At 54.9% G+C, this 21,304-nt stretch carries 20 protein-coding genes and 1 other RNA gene; 14 read left to right on the top strand and 7 right to left on the bottom strand.

Annotation, left to right across the window (positions count from 1 at the left end):
• Positions 1–26: 26 nt before the first annotated feature.
• Positions 27–1,181 carry a methionine adenosyltransferase gene (gene metK, locus F0319_RS20410; protein WP_014885184.1) on the bottom strand — a complete coding sequence of 385 codons (1,155 nt, stop codon included), beginning with the start codon at positions 1,179–1,181 and terminating at the stop codon, positions 27–29.
• A gap of 425 nt (positions 1,182–1,606) precedes the next feature.
• On the opposite strand from metK, the gene F0319_RS22595 reads away from it, so the two are divergent.
• From F0319_RS22595 to speB, 4 genes are all read left to right on the top strand, one after another.
• On the top strand, positions 1,607–1,750 hold the full coding sequence (locus F0319_RS22595; protein ID WP_420889913.1) for a hypothetical protein: 144 nt from the start codon (positions 1,607–1,609) through the stop codon (positions 1,748–1,750).
• A 94-nt stretch (positions 1,751–1,844) separates the two neighbouring features.
• Entirely contained in the window at positions 1,845–1,976 is a 132-nt protein-coding gene (yqgB, locus tag F0319_RS20415) for an acid stress response protein YqgB (RefSeq protein WP_127312443.1), read from the top strand.
• Between the two features lie 8 nt (positions 1,977–1,984).
• The gene (speA, locus tag F0319_RS20420) at positions 1,985–3,961 is read left to right on the top strand and encodes a biosynthetic arginine decarboxylase (RefSeq protein ID WP_008499744.1); all 1,977 of its coding nucleotides are present in this window, start codon (positions 1,985–1,987) and stop codon (positions 3,959–3,961) included.
• A 230-nt stretch (positions 3,962–4,191) separates the two neighbouring features.
• The gene (gene speB / locus F0319_RS20425) at positions 4,192–5,112 is read left to right on the top strand and encodes an agmatinase (RefSeq protein ID WP_008499737.1); all 921 of its coding nucleotides are present in this window, start codon (positions 4,192–4,194) and stop codon (positions 5,110–5,112) included.
• A 52-nt stretch (positions 5,113–5,164) separates the two neighbouring features.
• Here the strand turns inward: speB and F0319_RS20430 are convergent, their stop codons facing one another.
• Positions 5,165–6,433, bottom strand: a complete 1,269-nt coding sequence (locus F0319_RS20430) for an OprD family outer membrane porin (protein ID WP_143345515.1) — start codon at positions 6,431–6,433, stop codon at positions 5,165–5,167.
• 210 nt (positions 6,434–6,643) lie between these two features.
• Positions 6,644–7,402 carry a metalloprotease LoiP gene (loiP, locus tag F0319_RS20435; protein ID WP_021242066.1) on the bottom strand — a complete coding sequence of 253 codons (759 nt, stop codon included), beginning with the start codon at positions 7,400–7,402 and terminating at the stop codon, positions 6,644–6,646.
• A 272-nt stretch (positions 7,403–7,674) separates the two neighbouring features.
• Here loiP and tkt point away from each other — a divergent pair, with 272 nt between their 5' ends.
• The 7 genes from tkt (at position 7,675) to F0319_RS20475 (ending at position 16,040) form a co-directional block, all read left to right on the top strand.
• Positions 7,675–9,666: a transketolase gene (gene tkt / locus F0319_RS20445; RefSeq protein ID WP_149367661.1), complete on the top strand. Its 1,992-nt coding sequence runs from the start codon at positions 7,675–7,677 to the stop codon at positions 9,664–9,666.
• 325 nt (positions 9,667–9,991) lie between these two features.
• The gene (gene epd / locus F0319_RS20450) at positions 9,992–11,011 is read left to right on the top strand and encodes an erythrose-4-phosphate dehydrogenase (protein ID WP_149367662.1); all 1,020 of its coding nucleotides are present in this window, start codon (positions 9,992–9,994) and stop codon (positions 11,009–11,011) included.
• Positions 11,012–11,060: 49 nt separating this feature from the next.
• A complete protein-coding gene (pgk, locus tag F0319_RS20455; RefSeq protein WP_023309116.1) occupies positions 11,061–12,224 on the top strand; it encodes a phosphoglycerate kinase in 1,164 nt (387 codons plus the stop codon).
• A gap of 92 nt (positions 12,225–12,316) precedes the next feature.
• Positions 12,317–13,396, top strand: a complete 1,080-nt coding sequence (gene fbaA / locus F0319_RS20460) for a class II fructose-bisphosphate aldolase (RefSeq protein WP_008499731.1) — start codon at positions 12,317–12,319, stop codon at positions 13,394–13,396.
• A gap of 185 nt (positions 13,397–13,581) precedes the next feature.
• On the top strand, positions 13,582–14,436 hold the full coding sequence (locus F0319_RS20465) for a small-conductance mechanosensitive channel MscS (protein WP_111963216.1): 855 nt from the start codon (positions 13,582–13,584) through the stop codon (positions 14,434–14,436).
• Positions 14,437–14,581: 145 nt separating this feature from the next.
• Positions 14,582–15,217, top strand: a complete 636-nt coding sequence (gene argO, locus F0319_RS20470; protein WP_021242063.1) for an arginine exporter ArgO — start codon at positions 14,582–14,584, stop codon at positions 15,215–15,217.
• Between the two features lie 91 nt (positions 15,218–15,308).
• Positions 15,309–16,040, top strand: coding sequence for an oxidative stress defense protein (locus F0319_RS20475; RefSeq protein WP_149367663.1), 732 nt, complete (start codon positions 15,309–15,311; stop codon positions 16,038–16,040).
• A 43-nt stretch (positions 16,041–16,083) separates the two neighbouring features.
• On the opposite strand, the gene argP is transcribed toward F0319_RS20475, so the two are convergent.
• Entirely contained in the window at positions 16,084–16,977 is an 894-nt protein-coding gene (gene argP / locus F0319_RS20480) for a DNA-binding transcriptional regulator ArgP (protein ID WP_008499727.1), read from the bottom strand.
• Positions 16,978–17,104: 127 nt separating this feature from the next.
• Between argP and rpiA the strand changes: the two genes are divergently transcribed.
• Positions 17,105–17,764, top strand: a complete 660-nt coding sequence (gene rpiA, locus F0319_RS20485; RefSeq protein WP_003860091.1) for a ribose-5-phosphate isomerase RpiA — start codon at positions 17,105–17,107, stop codon at positions 17,762–17,764.
• 266 nt (positions 17,765–18,030) lie between these two features.
• Complete coding sequence (serA, locus tag F0319_RS20490; protein WP_149367664.1) at positions 18,031–19,263, top strand: phosphoglycerate dehydrogenase; 1,233 nt, start codon at positions 18,031–18,033, stop codon at positions 19,261–19,263.
• 96 nt (positions 19,264–19,359) lie between these two features.
• Here the strand turns inward: serA and F0319_RS20495 are convergent, their stop codons facing one another.
• The 3 genes from F0319_RS20495 to zapA all read right to left on the bottom strand — a co-directional run bounded on the left by F0319_RS20495 (position 19,360) and on the right by zapA (position 20,535).
• On the bottom strand, positions 19,360–19,956 hold the full coding sequence (locus F0319_RS20495) for a 5-formyltetrahydrofolate cyclo-ligase (RefSeq protein WP_149367665.1): 597 nt from the start codon (positions 19,954–19,956) through the stop codon (positions 19,360–19,362).
• A gap of 24 nt (positions 19,957–19,980) precedes the next feature.
• Positions 19,981–20,164, bottom strand: a non-coding RNA gene (gene ssrS / locus F0319_RS20500) — 6S RNA.
• Between the two features lie 41 nt (positions 20,165–20,205).
• Positions 20,206–20,535: a cell division protein ZapA gene (zapA, locus tag F0319_RS20505; protein WP_006811891.1), complete on the bottom strand. Its 330-nt coding sequence runs from the start codon at positions 20,533–20,535 to the stop codon at positions 20,206–20,208.
• A gap of 168 nt (positions 20,536–20,703) precedes the next feature.
• Here zapA and F0319_RS20510 point away from each other — a divergent pair, with 168 nt between their 5' ends.
• Positions 20,704–21,282 carry a YecA/YgfB family protein gene (locus F0319_RS20510; RefSeq protein WP_029739212.1) on the top strand — a complete coding sequence of 193 codons (579 nt, stop codon included), beginning with the start codon at positions 20,704–20,706 and terminating at the stop codon, positions 21,280–21,282.
• The last annotated feature ends 22 nt before the right edge of the window (positions 21,283–21,304 follow it).

Below are 21,304 nucleotides of genomic sequence, written 5' to 3' on the forward strand. Positions count from 1 at the left end.
GGCCTTTTAAAAGCGATATCAGTCGATTACTTCAGACCGGCAGCTTCACGCAGCAGAGCGGCTTTGTCGGTTTTTTCCCATGGGAAATGTTCACGACCAAAGTGACCGTATGCAGCGGTTTCTTTATAGATAGGGTGCAGCAGATCCAGCATCTGAATCAGGCCGTATGGACGCAGGTCGAAGAACTCGCGTACCAGCAGCGTCAGCTGTTCTGAAGGCACTTTCTCGGTACCAAAGGTTTCAACCATGATGGAGGTGGGTTCAGCCACGCCGATTGCGTAGGAGACCTGAATCTCACAGCGGTCAGCCAGGCCGGCAGCAACGATGTTTTTCGCCACATAACGTGCCGCGTACGCCGCAGAACGGTCAACTTTAGACGGATCTTTACCGGAGAACGCACCGCCACCGTGACGCGCCATGCCGCCGTAGGTATCAACGATGATTTTACGACCTGTCAGACCGCAGTCACCCATTGGGCCGCCGATAACAAAGCGTCCTGTTGGGTTGATGAAGAATTTGGTCGCAGAGCTCAGCCATTCGGTAGGCAGAACCGGCTTGATGATCTCTTCCATCACTGCTTCCTGCAGGGATTTCTGATCGATTTCTTCGGAATGCTGGGTAGACAGAACCACCGCGTCAATCCCGACGATTTTGCCGTCGTCATACTGGAAGGTGACCTGGCTTTTCGCATCCGGGCGCAGCCACGGCAGGGTGCCGTTTTTACGTACTTCAGCCTGACGCTGCACCAGACGGTGTGCGTAGGTGACCGGTGCTGGCATCAGCACGTCGGTTTCGTTGGTTGCATAGCCGAACATCAGACCCTGGTCGCCCGCGCCCTGTTCCAGCGGATCGGCACGGTCAACGCCCTGGTTGATATCCGGAGACTGTTTGCCAATTGCGCTCAGTACCGCGCAGGAGTTGGCATCAAAACCCATATCAGAATGCACATAGCCGATCTCACGCACCGTGTTACGGGTGATCTCTTCGATATCAACCCATGCGCTGGTGGTGATCTCACCGCCAACCAGAACCATGCCGGTTTTGACATAGGTTTCGCACGCTACGCGTGCTTTAGGATCCTGCGCCAGGATCGCATCCAGCACCGCATCGGAGATTTGGTCAGCAATTTTATCAGGATGTCCTTCTGATACGGACTCGGACGTAAACAGGTGTTTTGCCATGTTTTATTTCACCTAAGAGGAATTTGGTTAGCTCAAGCTGCTGTGTGGAATAGCCAAAGGAGATAATTCTACCAAGGCCTGCAGGTTTTTGACACTGGCAGTATGAGTGTTAATCAGTATAGATGGATTAACATCTGGATGGCTATTTTAGGTCACTTCTTCGCCCGATTTCCAGTTTTTTTTGACTAACCTCTCACTCAGTTGAAATTGCTGCTGGCAATAATTCCTGACGGCCCCGGCAACACGCGCATTTTTGTTTTGCTTTTTAGCCCCCTTCTCGGTATAAAACGCGGCGCGCGGCTCATATAAAATAAGCGCTCGATGAACTCATCGTGTCGCCACTTCCAGCCGGGTTAAGCAGTGAACTTTTAGCTTTGGCTTGGGGTCCGTTTCAGCAGAAGCGGCCGTGGAGGTGATACGAGATAATGAACCATCGTTTTCCGCTAATTCAGCGCAGCCGTTCTGGCGCGCATTTGATTCCCGCAACCCGCATTTTTAGTCTGCAAACCTGCCGATGTTATACCCATCTCGGCGCTTCTCAGGATTCCAGGGCCGGTCACGCTTTGTGAAAACTGAACAAGGGCGCTCTTGTTAATACAAGAGTTTTCTCGTGGTTTCGCCGAACCTTGTCATACAGAGTTCGGATACGTGTTTTACAATGATATGAATAAGAAACCGGTCGCACGGTCTGGATTTCAGCATACTCTGCTGGGAAACGGAGCCGTTTATGGGTTGTTATCGCCGTATAACGCTGCGATAGTAGTCAACTGTTTTACACTTAATACAAAAAGTTGAGGTTCGCTATGTCTGACGACATGTCTTCTTTTTCGCCTTCGTCAGCGGGCGAACAGGGTGTACTACGTTCTATGCAGGAGGTTGCGATGAGCTCCGAGGAAGCCAGCAAGATGCTGCGCACTTACAATATTGCCTGGTGGGGCAATAACTATTACGACGTCAACGAACTGGGCCACATCAGCGTCTGCCCGGATCCGGACGTCCCTGAAGCGCGCGTGGATCTCGCGAAGCTGGTTAAAGCCCGTGAAGCTCAGGGCCAGCGTTTGCCTGCACTGTTCTGCTTCCCGCAGATCCTGCAACATCGCCTGCGTTCGATTAACGCCGCGTTTAAGCGCGCGCGTGAATCCTACGGTTATAAAGGTGACTACTTCCTGGTTTACCCGATCAAGGTGAACCAGCACCGCCGCGTAATTGAATCTCTGATCCACTCCGGCGAGCCGCTGGGCCTGGAAGCGGGTTCCAAAGCGGAACTGATGGCAGTTCTGGCGCATGCGGGCATGACCCGTTCAGTGATCGTCTGTAACGGCTATAAAGACCGTGAATACATTCGTCTGGCGCTGATTGGTGAGAAGATGGGCCACAAGGTCTATCTGGTTATCGAAAAGATGACCGAAATCGCCATCGTGCTGGAAGAAGCCGAGCGTTTGAACGTGGTGCCACGCCTTGGCGTGCGTGCGCGTCTGGCGTCGCAGGGTTCCGGCAAATGGCAGTCCTCCGGCGGCGAAAAATCCAAGTTCGGCCTGGCGGCAAACCAGGTACTGCAGCTGGTGGAAATCCTGCGCGAGCGCGGTCGTCTGGACAGCATTCAGCTGCTGCACTTCCACCTCGGCTCGCAGATGGCCAATATTCGCGACATCGCCACCGGCGTGCGTGAATCGGCGCGTTTCTACGTTGAGCTGCACAAGCTTGGCGTGAATATTCAGTGCTTCGATGTGGGCGGCGGCCTGGGCGTGGACTATGAAGGCACCCGCTCGCAGTCTGACTGCTCCGTGAACTACGGCCTGAACGAATACGCGAATAACATCATCTGGGCGATCGGCGATGCCTGTGAAGAGAACGGCCTGCCGCACCCGACGGTGATCACCGAATCCGGTCGCGCGGTGACCGCGCACCATACGGTGCTGGTCTCGAACATCATCGGCGTTGAGCGCAGCGAAACCACCGAAGCGACACCGCCGGCAGACGATGCGCCGCGTTCCCTGCAGAGCATGTGGGAAACCTGGCAGGAGATGCACGAGCCGGGCACGCGTCGTTCCCTGCGCGAATGGCTGCACGACAGCCAGATGGACCTGCACGATATTCACGTGGGCTATTCTTCAGGCACCTTCAGCCTGCAGGAGCGCGCGTGGGCGGAGCAGCTCTATCTGAACATGTGCCATGAAGTGCAGAAACAGCTCGACCCGAGCAACCGCGCGCACCGTCCGATTATCGACGAGCTGCAGGAGCGTATGGCGGATAAGATTTACGTCAACTTCTCGCTGTTCCAGTCGATGCCGGATGCCTGGGGTATCGATCAGCTGTTCCCGGTTCTGCCGCTGGAAGGGCTGAACCACGCCCCGGAACGTCGCGCGGTGCTGCTGGACATTACCTGCGATTCCGACGGTGCTATCGACCACTATGTTGACGGCGACGGTATCGCAACGACAATGCCAATGCCGGAATACGACCCGGAGAACCCGCCGATGCTGGGCTTCTTTATGGTCGGCGCGTATCAGGAGATCCTCGGCAACATGCATAACCTGTTCGGTGATACCGAAGCGGTGGACGTGTTCGTGTTCCCTGACGGCAGCGTGGAAGTTGAGCTGTCCGATGAAGGGGACACCGTGGCAGACATGCTGGAATACGTTCAGCTGGATCCGAAAACCCTGCTGACGCAGTTCCGCGATCAGGTGAAAAACACCGGTCTGGACGACGCGCTCCAGCAGCAGTTCCTGGAAGAGTTTGAAGCGGGTCTGTACGGATACACGTATCTGGAAGACGAGTAGTCGTTGATGCCCGGTGGCGCTGCGCTTACCGGGCCTACGAATGTAGGCCGGATAAGGCGAAGCCGCCTTCCGGCAGAATGCTATACTCACTTGAACCCGTATGCATTACCGGCGATAATTCGCCCTAATAAGCGATTTACGAATCAATCCCTTCCTCGTCGGGTTTAACGACGCGGAGGGGATTTTTTTTCATCTGTTTTTAATGTATCGACTTTAAAAGAGGTCAGGACATGAGCACTTTAGGTCATCAGTACGATAACTCTCTGGTATCTAACGCGTTTGGTTTTTTACGCCTTCCGATGAACTTCCAGCCGTACGACAGCGACGCTGACTGGGTGATCACCGGTGTGCCGTTCGATATGGCGACATCTGGCCGCGCGGGTGGTCGTCACGGCCCGGCGGCGATCCGTCAGGTTTCCACTAACCTGGCCTGGGAGCACAACCGCTTCCCGTGGAACTTCGACATGCGCGAGCGCCTGAACGTGGTGGACTGCGGTGACCTGGTGTATGCCTTCGGCGACGCGCGTGAGATGAGCGAAAAGCTGCAGGCCCACGCCGAGAAGCTGCTGGCTGCCGGTAAGCGCATGCTCTCCTTCGGCGGCGACCACTTCGTGACCCTGCCGCTGCTGCGCGCCCACGCGAAGCACTTCGGTAAAATGGCGCTGGTACACTTTGATGCGCATACCGACACCTACGCGAACGGCTGTGAGTTTGACCACGGCACCATGTTCTTTACCGCGCCGAACGAAGGTCTGATCGACCCGAACCACTCCGTGCAGATCGGTATTCGCACCGAGTTCGACAAAGATAACGGCTTCACCGTGCTGGATGCGGGCCAGGTTAACGACCGCGGCGTTGATGACATCCTCGCTCAGGTGAAGCAGATTGTGGGTGATATGCCCGTGTATCTGACCTTCGACATCGACTGCCTGGATCCGGCTTTTGCACCGGGTACCGGTACGCCGGTTATCGGCGGCCTGACCTCAGACCGCGCCATCAAGCTGGTGCGCGGCCTGAAGGATCTGAACATTGTCGGGATGGACGTGGTGGAAGTGGCGCCTGCCTATGACCAGTCCGAGATCACTGCGCTGGCCGCAGCGACCCTGGCACTGGAAATGCTCTACATTCAGGCTGCTAAAAAAGGCGAATAAGCCTCGCCTGGCGTGAAAAAAAACCTCTCTATTGAGAGGTTTTTTATTGCCTTTAGAACACGTTAAACGGGTATTCCACGTAAGCGCGGATCTCGTCCCCGCCCACGTTGTACTCGCTGGCATTGCTGGAGACGCGCAGCACGGAGTAGCGCAGTTTAAGCTTCAGATCCTTAGCCGGACCATCCTGCACCTGGTACTGGATCTGGTTAAACCACTCGTGCTCTTTGCCGTTGCTGGTTTCAGAGGTTTTGATGTTATCGCCACGCACGTAGGCGGTGGTCCAGCTCAGGCCCGGTAAGCCAAGGCCGCTAAAGTCCAGACCGTAGGAAGCCTGCCATGAACGTTCATCTTCGCCGTTAAAATCTGACCAGTAGGAGTTCGCCAGCCAGATGGTGTTACCGCCGTCACCCACGCCGCCCTTGTCACGATAGCCGCCGTAGTTGTAGCCGGTACTGCCGCTGCTCTGCTGGTACGCTACTTTGAACGTGTGAATATCCCAGATGTAGCTCGCCGCCAGGCTCCAGATAGCGTTGCTGCGGCCCGTATCGAGGCTGTCCGCGTAACCCTGGTCGAGACGGGAGTTATAGCCGTTGAAGTCGAGCACCAGCTGCTGCCCGGTGCTGAACGGCTGCTTGAAGTTCAGGCCCAGGTACTGCTTGTTCATCACCTCTTCATTATGAGAGGCGTAAAGCGCGCCGCTGAACTGGTCGTTAAACTGGTAGCTCGCGCCGCCGAAGGAGAGGCTCTTCAGTCCGCTGTCGTGGCGATCGTCACTTTTACGCTGCTCGTCGGTGAAATAACCGGCGTTGATTTCCAGACCGTCGATCTCTTTTGAGGTCAGCATGGCGCCGGTGTAGCTTTCAAACAGCAGGCGAGAGCTGTCGGCATTGACGATGGGCAATTCAGGACGCTGATTCCCGTAGCTCAGTACGGTATTCGAGATGCGCATTTTGGCGGTTGCGCCAAACTTTGCCAGATCGGATTTTGCCCGGCCGTCGTCTTCCTGCTTAAAGAAGTCGATGCCGCCTGCGCCGCTCTTGCCGCGACCGCCGTCCAGGCGCACGCCGTATTGAGCAATACCGTCCACTCCAAAGCCCACCAGCCCTTCGGTATAGCCGGATGCAAACGTGGCGATGATCCCCTGACCCCATTCGGCTTTGTCCTGCTGGCCCTGATGGTAGTCGCGGCTGATATACGCATTGCGGAAAAACAGATCCAGACGGCTGTCGTCAATAAAACCCTGGCTGTCGGATTGCTGGCTTGCAGCGGCAGGTAATGCGGCAAATAAGCTTAAAGCAACTAATGATAATTCTTTTTTCACGGAGGGAACGTCTCTGTCTGGATATATTAATTTGAATAACTGCGGAGGTGATAATTACCGGAAAAAGTGACCTTTGCAATAATTATGTGACCAGACATTTCAATGCCATAGGGCAGATTTGGCGGGGCTTTCAGGGGTGTTATCGATACGTGCTGTTAAGTTAACAATTCATGCGAAATAAAAAGGAGGCAAAACTGCCTCCTTCTGAAATTATTTAATTCCGTCTGCGGCCATACGGTCGCGAATATGCTGCGCGCGTTCTTCTGAGGCCGGGTGATCGTCAAACATGGAGCTTTGGCGTCCGGCTTCCAGCTTGGCCAGTTTTTCGAAGCTGGTGGCTAAGCCTGATGGATTAATGCCGCGTTTGCGCAACAGATCGTAGGAGTAGTCATCCGCCTCGGACTCCTGACGCTGTGAGAACTGAGAGTTAACCAGCTTTTCACCCACGTCCCCAAGCTGTGACTGCGACAGGCTGCCAACGATACCGCCTGCAGAGGCCGCCGCTGCGCGGATGGCATTGGTGCCCAGGGCAACCTGCATCCCTTTCTTCACGTGGCCCAGGGCAACGTGGCCCATTTCATGGCCGATAACCGCTTCCACTTCATTGTCGGTCATCATGTCCATCAGTCCGCTGTAAACGCGGATACAGCCGTTCGCCATCGCGAAGGCGTTGACGTCTTTCGCCATGTACACCTTGTAGTTCACCGGCTGGCCGTTGATGTTGTCGCCCAGCGCGGAAGCAATCTTATTCAGACGCTGCGTGTAGGTACTGTTGGCCGGCGCAAGCGTGGCTTTTCCGTCCATATCTTTACAGGCCTGGTCGCTCAGCGCTTTCACCTGCGCATCGCTCAGGGAATAGGCCTGAAAGGCCTCTGCCCCTGACGTCATCAGACCGTTAGAATCCATATTCTGACAGCCGCTCAGCAGGAGCGTTGTACCCAGGGCCAGCACTATTGCACGCATTTTCATGAGGTTGCTTCCGTACTCGTTAATCTGAATAAAATCCGAAAAGGTCACCGTCAGCGAAGCCGGTGTCGGGCTAAGTATAAGGAATATCTACAGGGCCGGGCGAGTAGATTGCGCAACATGCGAGCATGATCCAGAGATTTCTTAAGCTGCAAAAGAATGGTCCATGTACATGGCATGCCGCTTGGGTTACATTGTTGGCACTTTTTTCCGGCGTAGCCCAAAACGCGCTGTCGTCAAGGGCATGGCCTTTAACAGTCCGATCTGGAGTTAAAATGTCCTCACGTAAAGAGCTTGCTAATGCTATTCGTGCGCTGAGCATGGACGCAGTTCAGAAAGCCAAATCCGGCCACCCAGGGGCCCCTATGGGTATGGCTGATATCGCCGAAGTCCTGTGGCGTGATTTCCTGAACCACAACCCGCAGAACCCGTCATGGGCTGACCGCGACCGCTTCGTGCTGTCCAACGGCCACGGCTCTATGCTGATCTATAGCCTGCTGCACCTCACCGGCTACGATCTGCCAATTGAAGAGCTGAAAAACTTCCGTCAGCTGCACTCCAAAACTCCAGGTCACCCGGAAGTGGGCTACACCGCTGGCGTAGAAACCACCACCGGCCCGCTGGGTCAGGGTATTGCTAACGCCGTGGGTATGGCGATTGCAGAGAAGACCCTGGCGGCGCAGTTCAACCGTCCTGGTCACGACATCGTTGACCACTTCACCTACGCGTTCATGGGCGACGGCTGCATGATGGAAGGCATTTCTCACGAAGTGTGCTCCCTGGCAGGTACCCTGAAGCTGGGTAAACTGGTTGCGTTCTATGACGACAACGGTATCTCCATCGACGGTCACGTTGAAGGCTGGTTCACCGACGACACCGCAGCACGTTTCGAAGCCTACGGCTGGCACGTTGTGCGTGGCGTTGATGGTCACGATGCTGACTCGATTAAACGTGCAGTAGAAGAAGCGCGCGCGGTGACGGACAAGCCGTCCCTGCTGATGTGCAAAACCATCATCGGCTTCGGTTCACCGAACAAAGCGGGTACGCACGACTCCCACGGCGCGCCGCTGGGCGATGCAGAAATCGCACTGACCCGCGAAGCGCTGGGCTGGAAACACCCTGCATTTGAAATCCCATCCGAGATCTACGCTCAGTGGGATGCAAAAGAAGTAGGCCAGGCGAAAGAAGCGGCCTGGAACGAGAAGTTCGCTGCTTACGCGAAAGCCTTCCCACAGGAAGCGGCTGAATTCACCCGTCGTATGAAAGGTGACATGCCGTCTGACTTCGACGCGAAAGCGAACGAGTTTATCGCTAAGCTGCAGGCGAACCCGTCTAAAATCGCGAGCCGTAAAGCGTCTCAGAATGCGATTGAAGCGTTCGGCCCATGGCTGCCAGAATTCCTGGGTGGCTCCGCTGACCTGGCGCCATCTAACCTGACTCTGTGGTCTGGTTCTAAGCCAATCAACGAAGATACTGCCGGTAACTACATCCATTACGGTGTACGTGAATTCGGTATGACCGCGATTGCCAACGGTATCTCCCTGCACGGCGGTTTCCTGCCGTACACCTCTACCTTCCTGATGTTTGTTGAATATGCCCGTAACGCCGTGCGTATGGCGGCGCTGATGAAACAGCGTCAGGTAATGGTCTACACCCACGACTCCATCGGTCTTGGCGAAGACGGCCCAACTCACCAGCCGGTAGAGCAGGTGGCTTCCCTGCGCGTGACCCCGAACATGAGCACATGGCGTCCATGTGACCAGGTTGAATCCGCGGTGGCGTGGAAATACGGCGTTGAGCGTAAGGACGGTCCAACCGCGCTGATCCTCTCCCGTCAGAACCTGGCGCAGCAGGAGCGTACCCCTGAGCAGTTGGCGAACATCGCTCGCGGTGGTTACGTGCTGAAAGATTGCACGGGCCAGCCTGAGCTGATCTTCATCGCTACCGGTTCTGAAGTTGAGCTGGCTGTTGCCGCATGGGAAAAACTGACTGCCGAAGGCGTGAAGGCGCGCGTGGTCTCCATGCCGTCTACCGATGCGTTCGACAAGCAGGATGCCGCTTACCGTGAATCCGTTCTGCCTAAAGCGGTTTCCGCACGTGTGGCAGTGGAAGCGGGTATCGCTGACTACTGGTTCAAATACGTGGGCCTGAACGGTGCCATCGTCGGTATGACCACCTTCGGTGAGTCTGCTCCGGCAGAGCAGCTGTTCGAAGAGTTCGGCTTCACCGTTGAGAACGTTGTCGCGAAAGCGAAAGAACTGCTGTAATCGCCGTTTTGCCCGGTGGCGCTACGCTTACCGGGTCTACAAATGGCTCGAAAGTAGGCCGGGTAAGCGCTAGCGCGCCACCCGGCTTTTTTTGCGTCATTATTCCACCTAAAATGTGACGCAAGTCATATAGCTCGCTTATTCATCTGGACAGACATTCCTTTTATTCCCCGATTCGCTTATTCTTGCTGAAGCGTTTCAGTCGATTAAATGTTCGACAATTGACCAATCAATCGCAGTTTGTGACAGCAAGGATTCCCCTTCGGGCGTAGCTGGATTACTCTTTCAGCCACCTCAAACTCAGGGATTGCTTTGCAGGAGATCTATGACCGTACGCGTAGCGATTAATGGCTTCGGTCGCATCGGGCGTAACGTGGTTCGTGCTTTGTATGAATCCGGACGTCGGGCGGAAATAACCGTGGTGGCAATCAATGAACTGGCGGATGCTGCGGGCATGGCGCATTTATTGAAGTATGACACCAGCCACGGACGTTTCGCCTGGGATGTGCGCCAGGAAAGAGATCTGCTTTTTGTGGGTGACGACGCTATTCGTGTTCTGCATGAGAACAGCATTTCCGGGCTACCCTGGCGTGAACTGAGTGTGGATGTCGTGCTTGACTGTACCGGTGTTTATGGCAACCGCGAACACGGCGAAGCGCATCTGACTGCAGGCGCGAAAAAAGTCCTGTTTTCTCATCCCGGCAGTAATGACCTCGACGCGACAGTCGTGTTTGGCGTCAACCAGCATGAGCTGCTGGCCGAACACCGCATTGTTTCCAACGCCTCCTGTACCACCAACTGCATTATTCCGGTCATCAAACTGTTAGACGATGCGTATGGCATTGAATCCGGCACCGTGACCACGATTCATTCCGCCATGCACGATCAGCAGGTTATCGACGCCTACCATCCGGATTTACGACGCACTCGCGCGGCGAGCCAGTCAATCATTCCGGTGGATACAAAACTGGCGGCAGGGATCACCCGAATTTTTCCGCAGTTTAATGACAGGTTTGAAGCGATTGCCGTGCGTGTTCCAACGATTAACGTCACTGCAATCGACCTTAGCGTGACGGTGAAAAAACCTGTAAAAGCCTGTGAAGTCAACCTGTTGCTGCAAAAAGCGGCACAGGGGGCATTTCATGGTATAGTTGACTATACGGAATTACCGTTGGTCTCAGTAGATTTTAACCACGACCCGCACAGCGCCATCGTCGATGGCACGCAAACGAGGGTCAGTGGGGCACACCTTATCAAGACGCTGGTCTGGTGTGATAACGAATGGGGCTTTGCTAACCGAATGCTCGACACCACGTTAGCAATGGCCGCTCAAGGTTTCAGGTAAGGCGCATCGTGCGTCTGCAAAACTTTAAGAATCAACGAGAGGATTCACCATGTCTGTAATTAAGATGACCGATCTGGATCTGGCTGGTAAACGCGTTTTCATCCGTGCCGATCTGAACGTACCGGTTAAAGATGGCAAAGTGACCAGCGACGCGCGTATCCGTGCATCTCTGCCAACCATCGAACTGGCTCTGAAGCAGGGCGCGAAAGTGATGGTCACCTCCCACCTGGGGCGTCCAACTGAAGGCGAGTACAACGAAGAGTTCTCTCTGCTGCCAGTGGTTAATTACCTGAAAGACAAACTGTCCAACCCGGTTCGCCTGGTGAAAGATTACCTGGACGGCGTTGAAGTGGCTGCCGGTGAACTGGTTGTTCTGGAAAACGTTCGCTTCAACAAAGGCGAGAAGAAAGACGACGAAACCCTGTCCAAAAAATACGCTGCACTGTGCGACGTATTCGTGATGGATGCCTTCGGTACTGCTCACCGTGCACAGGCGTCAACCCACGGTATCGGTAAATTCGCAGACGTAGCGTGTGCCGGTCCTCTGCTGGCTGACGAACTGGAAGCGCTGGGTAAAGCACTGAAAGAACCAGCTCGTCCGATGGTGGCTATCGTTGGTGGTTCTAAAGTTTCTACCAAACTGACCGTTCTGGATTCCCTGTCTAAAATCGCTGACCAGCTGATCGTTGGCGGTGGTATCGCGAACACCTTCGTTGCCGCTCAGGGCCACAACGTGGGCAAATCTCTGTACGAAGCAGACCTGGTTGACGAAGCCAAACGCCTGCTGGGCACCTGCGATATCCCGGTTCCAACTGACGTTCGCGTCGCGACCGAGTTCTCCGAAACCGCAACCGCGACCCTGAAATCTGTAAACGACATCAAAGATGAAGAGCAGATTCTGGACCTGGGCGACGTTTCTGCACAGAAATTGGCTGAAATCCTCAAAAACGCAAAAACTATCCTGTGGAACGGTCCTGTTGGCGTGTTCGAATTCCCGAACTTCCGCAAAGGTACTGAAATCGTTGCTAACGCTATCGCAGACAGCGAAGCGTTCTCTATCGCAGGCGGTGGTGACACCCTGGCAGCAATCGACCTGTTCGGTATCGCTGACAAGATCTCCTACATCTCCACTGGTGGCGGTGCATTCCTGGAATTCGTGGAAGGCAAAGTACTGCCAGCAGTAGCAATGCTCGAAGAGCGCGCTAAGAAGTAAGCCATTCAAGGGCAGGGAAACCTGCCCAATTTTCAGCGCGCTTTTAAGAGCTCGCACCTTTTCTAACGGCCGAAGATACAGGACTAAGCAACATGTCTAAAATTTTTGATTTCGTAAAACCTGGCGTTATCACTGGTGATGACGTACAGAAAGTGTTCCAGGTAGCTAAAGAAAACAACTTCGCTTTGCCAGCAGTTAACTGCGTGGGTACCGACTCCATCAACGCCGTACTGGAAACTGCAGCTAAAGTTAAAGCTCCAGTTATCGTTCAGTTCTCTAACGGCGGCGCTGCGTTCATCGCAGGTAAAGGCGTGAAAACTGACATTCCTCAGGGTGCTGCAATCCTGGGCGCTATCTCTGGTGCGCACCACGTTCACCAGATGGCTGAACACTACGGTGTTCCAGTTATCCTGCACACTGACCACTGCGCGAAGAAACTGCTGCCGTGGATCGACGGTCTGCTGGACGCGGGTGAAAAACACTTCGCGGCAACCGGTAAGCCACTGTTCTCTTCTCACATGATCGACCTGTCTGAAGAGTCACTGCACGAAAACATTGAAATCTGCTCTAAGTACCTGGCGCGCATGGCCAAAATGGACATGACCCTGGAAATCGAACTGGGCTGCACCGGCGGTGAAGAAGACGGCGTGGACAACAGCCACATGGACGCTTCTGCCCTGTACACCCAGCCAGAAGACGTTGATTACGCTTACACCGAGCTGAGCAAAATCAGCCCACGCTTCACCATCGCAGCGTCCTTCGGTAACGTACACGGCGTTTACAAACCAGGTAACGTGGTTCTGACCCCGACCATCCTGCGTGATTCTCAGGAATACGTGTCTAAGAAACACAACCTGCCGCACAACAGCCTGAACTTCGTCTTCCACGGCGGTTCCGGTTCTTCTGCTCAGGAAATCAAAGACTCCGTAAGCTACGGCGTAGTGAAAATGAACATCGATACCGATACCCAGTGGGCAACCTGGGACGGTATCCTGCAGTACTACAAAGCGAACGAAGCTTACCTGCAGGGCCAGCTGGGCAACCCGAAAGGCGAAGACCAGCCGAACAAGAAATACTACGATCCACGCGTATGGCTGCGCGCTGCTCAGACGTCCATGGTGACCCGTCTGGAGCAGGCTTTCAAAGAACTGAACGCGATCGACGTTCTGTAATTTGAGCTGCTAACAGCATCAGAAGGCCCGCAAATGCGGGCCTTTTTTATGCTTTTTCAATACCCTGCCAGACCTGTTTTTGTGATCTGTTTGGCAAACCCGGCACTTTTTGTTTACCCTTTACGAACCTGCCTGTCTCCATGGGGGATGGATTTTGTGTTTTGGTTTAACAAAAGGAAGAATAAATGGAACAACTCGATGTTGTAGACAGCATCAATAACGCCGGTAACTGGCTGGTACGCAACCAGGCGCTATTGCTGAGCTATGCCGTGAACATTGTCGCGGCGATTGCCATCATCATCGTCGGGATGATCGTGGCGCGTATCGTATCGAACGCGGTTAACCGCGTGATGCTGGCCCGTCACATTGACGCCACGGTGGCTGACTTCCTCTCCGCACTGGTGCGCTACGGCGTTATCGCCTTTACGCTGATTGCGGCGCTGGGCCGTGTGGGCGTGCAGACCGCCTCCGTCATCGCCGTTCTCGGTGCCGCCGGCCTGGCCATTGGTCTGGCGCTGCAGGGCTCGCTTTCAAACCTGGCGGCAGGCGTGCTGCTGGTAACCTTCCGTCCGTTCCGCTCCGGCGAATACGTTGACCTGGGCGGCATTGCCGGAACCGTGCTGCAGGTGCAGATTTTCTCTACGACCATGCGTACCGTGGATGGCCGCATCGTGGTCGTGCCGAACGGAAAAATCATTGCAGGCAACATTATTAACTTCTCCCGTGAACCGGTGCGTCGTAACGAACTGATTATCAGCGTGGCATACGACTCCGACATCGATCAGGTGAAGTCGCTGATTACTAATATCATTGCTTCAGACGATCGCATTCTGAAAGACAAAGAGCAGACGGTTCGCCTGAACGAACTCGGTGCTTCCTCCATTAACTTTGTGGTGCGCATCTGGAGCAAAAGCAGCGATCTGCAAAACGTGTACTGGGACGTGCTGGAACGCATTAAGCGCGACTTCGACGCCAACGGCATCAGCTTCCCGTATCCGCAGATGGACGTAAACGTCAAAAAAGTCAAAGAAGCAGAATAACGTCACCCGTAGGCCCGGTAGGCGCTCGCGCCACCGGGCTTTGCTTTCATAAGCTCCGCTAATACCCAATTAATATTATCCATTTCCTCTAATGTGATTCGCGCAGTATAGTCAGCCTCCAGAACAACACTGCGAGAAAATCGTCATGCTATCTTATTATTTTCAAGGGCTTGCCTTAGGCGCGGCCATGATCCTTCCGCTCGGACCGCAAAATGCGTTCGTGATGAATCAGGGCATCCGCCGCCAGTACCATCTGATGATTGCCCTGCTGTGCGCGGTAAGCGATTTGCTACTGATCTGCGCCGGGATTTTTGGCGGCAGCGCGCTGCTGATGCAGTCTCCGTGGCTGCTGGCGCTGGTTACCTGGGGCGGCGTGGCGTTTCTGCTCTGGTACGGTTTTGGTGCCCTGAAAACGGCGATGAGCAGCAACCTCGAGCTGGCGAGCGCGGAGGTCATGAAGCAGGGCCGCTGGAAGATTATCGTCACCATGCTGGCGGTCACCTGGCTTAATCCGCATGTTTATCTCGACACCTTTGTGGTGCTGGGCAGCCTGGGCGGACAGCTGGACGTTGAGCCGAAACGGTGGTTTGCGCTCGGTACGGTCAGCGCCTCGTTCCTCTGGTTCTTCGGTCTCGCCATTCTGGCGGCATGGCTGGCGCCCCGCCTTCGTACGGCCAAAGCCCAGCGCATCATTAATACCCTGGTCGGCCTGGTGATGTGGTTTATCGCTTTCCAGCTGGCGAAAGAGGGGATTCATCACGTTCAGGAATTGTTCAACTAATCCTTGTCTTATGGACAACTGAATAAGACCCGCTAAGCTTGCTGGCATGCGCCCTGTTAATGGGCACTCTTCGCAACATGGAGGAATAACAGTGAAGTTTAAGGTGATGGCCCTGGCGGCATTAGTAAGTTTTGGGGCGGTGTCGGTGCAGGCAAGTGAACTGCCGGATGGCCCGCACATCGTCACTTCAGGCACCGCAAGCGTGGACGCGGTACCCGATGTTGCAACCCTGGCAATTGAGGTGAATGTGGCGGCGAAAGATGCGGCGACGGCTAAGAAGCAGGCTGACGATCGCGTTGCGCAATATCTCTCTTTCCTCGAGCAGAACGGTGTCGGTAAAAAAGATATCAACTCCGCTAACCTGCGTACTCAACCCGATTACGACTACCAGAATGGTAAAAGCATCCTGAAGGGCTACCGCGCCGTGCGTACCGTTGAAGTGACCGTGCGTCAGCTGGATAAGCTTAACTCGCTGCTGGACGGTGCGCTGAAGGCGGGTCTCAACGAAATTCGTTCCGTGTCGCTGGGCGTTGCGCAACCGGAGAAATACAAAGACGAAGCGCGTAAAGCGGCTATTGATGATGCCATTCACCAGGCGGAACAGCTGGCTTCTGGCTTTAAGAGCAAGCTCGGCCCGGTTTATAGCGTGCGTTACCACGTCTCTAACTACCAGCCAAGCCCGATGGTTCGTATGATGAAGGCTGATGCAGCCCCGGTGTCCGCTCAGGAAACTTACGAGCAGCCAACTATTCAGTTCGACGATCAGGTCGATGTGGTCTTCCAGCTGGAACCAGTTCCAGCACAGCCGAAACCTGCTCAGTAATCTGTAGGCCGGGTAAGGCGTAGCTGCCACCCGGCTTTTCTTTTTAATCCTGTCTCAACACCTTATGCCCGTATGCCAGCAGCGCGTCGGTGACGTTGCGCATCATACGGCTTTCCGGCGCAAAACGGTGCCAGTAGAGCATCCGGCGCTGATACAGCCCCGGCGTCAGGTCAATCAGCTCACCGCTTTTCAACTCTTTCTCAATCTGCAGGTGCGGGATCATGCAGCAGGTGGTGCCCTGGCGCGCAAGCTGCACGAAGGCTTCAGACGAGTTGACGATATGGCACGGCACGCTGCCAGGCGGCAGATCGAAGTTTTGCTGCAGGAACGCCTGATGCATATCGTCCAGATGGTCGAACGCCACGGCAGGGGCTTTCAGCAGCGCGGCGCGGGTGACGCCGTTGGGGAAGTAGCGCTCGGCAAAGGCTTTTGACCCCACAAACAGGTAGTCCAGTGCGCCCAGCTGATCGACAAGACAGCTTGGCAGCGCCTGAGGCTGAATACTGACGGCCCCAACCACTTCACCGCGACGCAGGCGCTCCTGGGTTCGGGTTTCATCTTCAACCTGTAAGTTCAGGCGGATAGGGGAATCTGCTAATACCGGCGCAAGAGCCGGCAGCAGCCAGGTTGCCAGACTGTCGGCGTTGACCGCCAGAGAGAGCAGCAGCGGCGTAGAGCCCGTTTGTTCGTCACCCAGCCACTCGTCTTCCAGCAATTCAACCTGGCGCAGCAGGGCGAGGAGTTTTTGCCCTTGCTCGGTTGGACGTGGCGGCACGGTACGCACCAGCAGCGGCTGGCCGAACATGTTTTCAAGCTGTTTTATACGCTGTGATACGGCGGACTGGGTGATGCAAAGCTTTTGCGCCGCGCGCTCAAAACCTCGTTCACGAATAACTGCATCAAGTGCCTGTAGTGTTCTGTAGTCCGGACGTTTCATTGCTCTGGCTGACTCCTTAATTTTGCTTATTCTGCACTATGACACAATTTTCCCTTTGTGGCAGACGAATTCCATTCGACGTGTTCTATAATGCGCCCTGAGTTTTCACACCACAGGCAAAACGATCATGACGCAGGATGAACTGAAAAAAGCAGTAGGATGGGCCGCTCTCCAGTACGTACAGCCGGGTACCATTGTCGGTGTCGGTACGGGATCAACCGCGGCACACTTTATCGATGCGCTGGGCACGATGAAGGGGCAAATCGAGGGCGCGGTTTCCAGCTCTGATGCTTCCACGGAAAAGCTGAAAAGCCTCGGCATTACCGTTTTCGATCTCAATGAAGTGGATCGTCTGGGGATTTACGTTGACGGCGCGGATGAAATCAACGGCCACATGCAGATGATCAAAGGCGGCGGCGCGGCGCTAACACGCGAAAAAATCATCGCCTCCGTTGCGGACAAGTTTATCTGCATCGCGGACGCCTCCAAGCAGGTCGACATTCTGGGTAATTTCCCGCTGCCGGTCGAAGTGATCCCAATGGCCCGTAGCGCGGTTGCCCGTCAGCTGGTGAAGCTTGGCGGTCGTCCGGAATACCGTCAGGGTGTAGTCACCGACAATGGTAACGTGATCCTCGACGTTCACGGTCTGGAAATTCTTGACGCGATTGCGCTGGAAAATGCCATCAACGGCATTCCGGGCGTAGTGACCGTAGGGCTATTCGCCAACCGTGGCGCGGATGTGGCGCTGATCGGCACCGCTGACGGCGTGAAAACCATCGTAAAATGATCTGATGGGGGGAGTCCTCCCCCCGCTAAAAAATTTTTGAAAAGCTAAATTCGGTGACTTGTGTCACGTTTTTACGCCTCTTTTGCCGATCCTGCCGCGTTTGTAAATTTCCATAGCATTTTCCTCTGACATTTTGCTCTGTATGACTTTTCTTCAGAGTGCCGACGCAAACGTTCATATTGCTGCAATAGTTTTTTTTGATATGTTGGCTACGGCGGATTCATATCCAGCACAACATCAGTTCAGACAAAAACAGGGTCGGGTAAATGGCAAAGGTATCACTGGAGAAAGACAAGATTAAATTCCTGCTGGTCGAGGGCGTACATCAAAAAGCAATCGATAGCCTTCGTGCGGCAGGTTACACCAACATCGAATTTCACAAAGGCGCGCTCGATACCGAAGAGCTGAAAGCGTCCATCCGTGATGCCCACTTCATTGGCCTGCGATCCCGTACTCACCTGACTGAAGAGGTTATTGCCGCGGCGGAAAAGCTGGTGGCTATCGGCTGCTTCTGCATTGGTACCAACCAGGTTGACCTGAATGCTGCCGCGAAACGCGGTATTCCCGTCTTCAATGCCCCGTTCTCTAACACCCGTTCCGTGGCGGAGCTGGTGATTGGCGAACTGCTGCTTCTGCTGCGCGGCATTCCTGAAGCTAACGCCAAGGCGCACCGCGGCGTGTGGAACAAACTGGCGTCTGGCTCATATGAAGCGCGTGGTAAAAAGCTGGGGATTATCGGCTACGGCCACATCGGTACCCAACTGGGGATTCTGGCGGAATCTCTCGGTATGCATGTCTTTTTTTACGATATCGAAAGCAAGCTGCCGCTGGGCAATGCCACCCAGGTTCAACACCTGTCTGACCTGCTGAACATGAGTGACGTGGTGAGCCTGCACGTGCCGGAAAATGCGTCCACCAAAAACATGATGGGCGCGGAAGAGCTGGCGCTGATGAAGCCGGGCTCACTGCTGATTAACGCCGCGCGCGGCACGGTTGTCGATATCCCTGCGCTGTGCGATGCGCTGAAGCGTAAGCACCTGGCGGGCGCCGCCATCGACGTGTTCCCGACGGAGCCAGCCACCAACAGCGATCCGTTTACCTCTCCGCTGTGCGAGTTCGACAACGTGATCCTGACGCCTCACATTGGCGGTTCCACCCAGGAAGCGCAGGAGAACATCGGTCTGGAAGTGGCGGGTAAACTGAGCAAATACTCCGACAACGGTTCTACGCTCTCTGCCGTGAACTTCCCGGAAGTGTCTCTGCCGCTGCACGGTGGTCGTCGTCTGCTGCACATCCACGAAAACCGTCCAGGCGTGCTGACCGCGATCAACCAGATCTTTGCCGAGCAGGGCGTCAACATTGCCGCGCAGTATCTGCAGACGAACTCGCAGATGGGCTACGTGGTTATTGATATCGAAGCGGATGATGATGTGGCCGAGAAAGCGCTGCTGAGCATGAAGGCCATCCCGGGGACGATTCGCGCGCGTCTGCTGTACTGATGATACGAGGTATATGAAAAACGGTAACGATAGTTACCGTTTTTTTATGTTTTCACCCTCTCCCTGTGGGAGAGGGCATCAGGCTACGAGCCTATTTCACCATTCCCACAACTTCGACGGCGTTACTACCGCCGGCAACGGCACATCCCATTTCTCCACCGGCAATGCCTCCACGCCCTGGCAATCATGCGCATAACCCACCGGCTGCAACCCGTACTGCTGCCAGTTTTGCAGCGTCCGGTCATAAAAACCGCCGCCCATCCCTAAACGCTGGCCCTGTTCATCAAACGCCACCAGCGGCGTAATCAGCACATCCAGCTGTGACAGCGGCAACACGTCGCGCACGTCGAGTTTCGGTTCGGTGATTTTCAGGCGATTCACTACCAGCTCGCTGTGCGGGTGGTAGTGCAGAAACAGCAGATTCCCCTCGCTAAACGGGTGCAGCACCGGCAGATAGACCTTCTTCCCGGCGCGCCAGAGTTGCTCTATCAGCGGTTGGGTGTCCAGTTCGCCGTCAAACGATAGAAACAGCGCAACGGTATGCGCCATCAAGACAGGGGGATACGCCATCATACGGGCGGCGGCCTGCTGGGCAAAATGCGCTTGCTGATCGGAGGTTAACGCACGGCGGCGCTGACGAATTAGCTGACGGATGTCCTGGCGTGAAGCAGAAACTTCAGGGAATTGAGTCATGGTAGTCGGTAGAAGAAAAGAGAGGGAATCTCCGAGATGCCGCCGCAGGCTGTAACCCTTGAACCCTTGGTTCAAGGTGAATGTGTCGTCATAGTTTTAAGGCTTCTCGGACGGACCGAGCATGCTCACCAACCATGGAGCGCCACATTCTTGTGGTATGAAATATCGGCTCAGGGGACTGGCCCGCTTGCGAACATCTCAGAGAAATTTTGTCTTCACAGTTACTCTACCATAGTCAACTGAGAAGTGTTATTCAAACTTAGGTCCCGGTCTTTCGGGATTGCGACCTTGATCAAGCAATGCCTGTTCTATGGTCTGCTGGAGCATTTTAATGCGCTGCTCCATGCTTGCCGCGTAGTCGCGGGTCTTCGCTTTTTCCTGAGTCAGTTCATAGCTGATGTTCAACGCGGCGATGAAAACCAGCTGCTCAGTATTTGTGACTCTAGTGCGTTCTTTTAGATCTTGCAACCGCTGATTCAAATCGTCCGCAGCCTGATTCAAAGCATCCCTTTGTTCAGGCGGACAATTCACTCGCAGTGAACGGCCAAAAATCTGGAGATCGACGGGTTGTGCAGACATGCCACCTTCCTGCTGATTGACTGCGCTGCCTTCGCTTACGGCCCCGGGGGCTGCGAAGGGGCGACACTATAGCTACCCTGATGTGAAGATACAAGCCCTTTTCTGGTATCACCAGGGTCCAAAGTGGTAGCATATCATGAAACTTCCCCCCTTTGACGACGAATGCTCATGTCTATACAGAACGAAATGCCTGGTTACAAGGATTTAAACCAGTTACTGAACCAGCAGGGAGTCGGTTTAACCCCTGCCGAAATGCACGGTCTGATCAGTGGCATGCTGTGCGGCGGAAACAGCGACAGCTCATGGCAGCCGCTGATCCACGACCTCACGAATGAAGGACTGGCGTTTGGTCACGAGCTGGCGGAAGCGCTGCGTAAAATGCACGCCGCCACCAGCGATTCTCTGGAAGACGATGGCTTCCTTTTTCAGCTTTATCTGCCTGAAGGCGACGACGTTAGCGTGTTCGATCGCGCCGATGCGCTGGCCGGCTGGGTAAACCACTATCTGCTGGGGCTGGGCGTGACGCAGCCTAAACTTGATAAAGTGACCGGCGAAGCGGGTGAGGCGATCGACGATCTGCGTAATATCGCTCAGCTCGGCTACGATGAAGACGAAGACCAAGAAGAGCTGGAAATGTCTCTCGAAGAGATCATCGAGTACGTGCGCGTGGCGGCACTGCTGTGCCACGACAACTTTACGCGCTCACAGCCGACCGCCCCGGAAGTCCGCAAGCCAACCTTACATTAAGAAAAATAACGCACAGGAGGGT

The sequence above is a fragment of the Enterobacter vonholyi genome, assembly GCF_008364555.1.
Classification (GTDB): Bacteria; Pseudomonadota; Gammaproteobacteria; order Enterobacterales; family Enterobacteriaceae; genus Enterobacter; species Enterobacter vonholyi.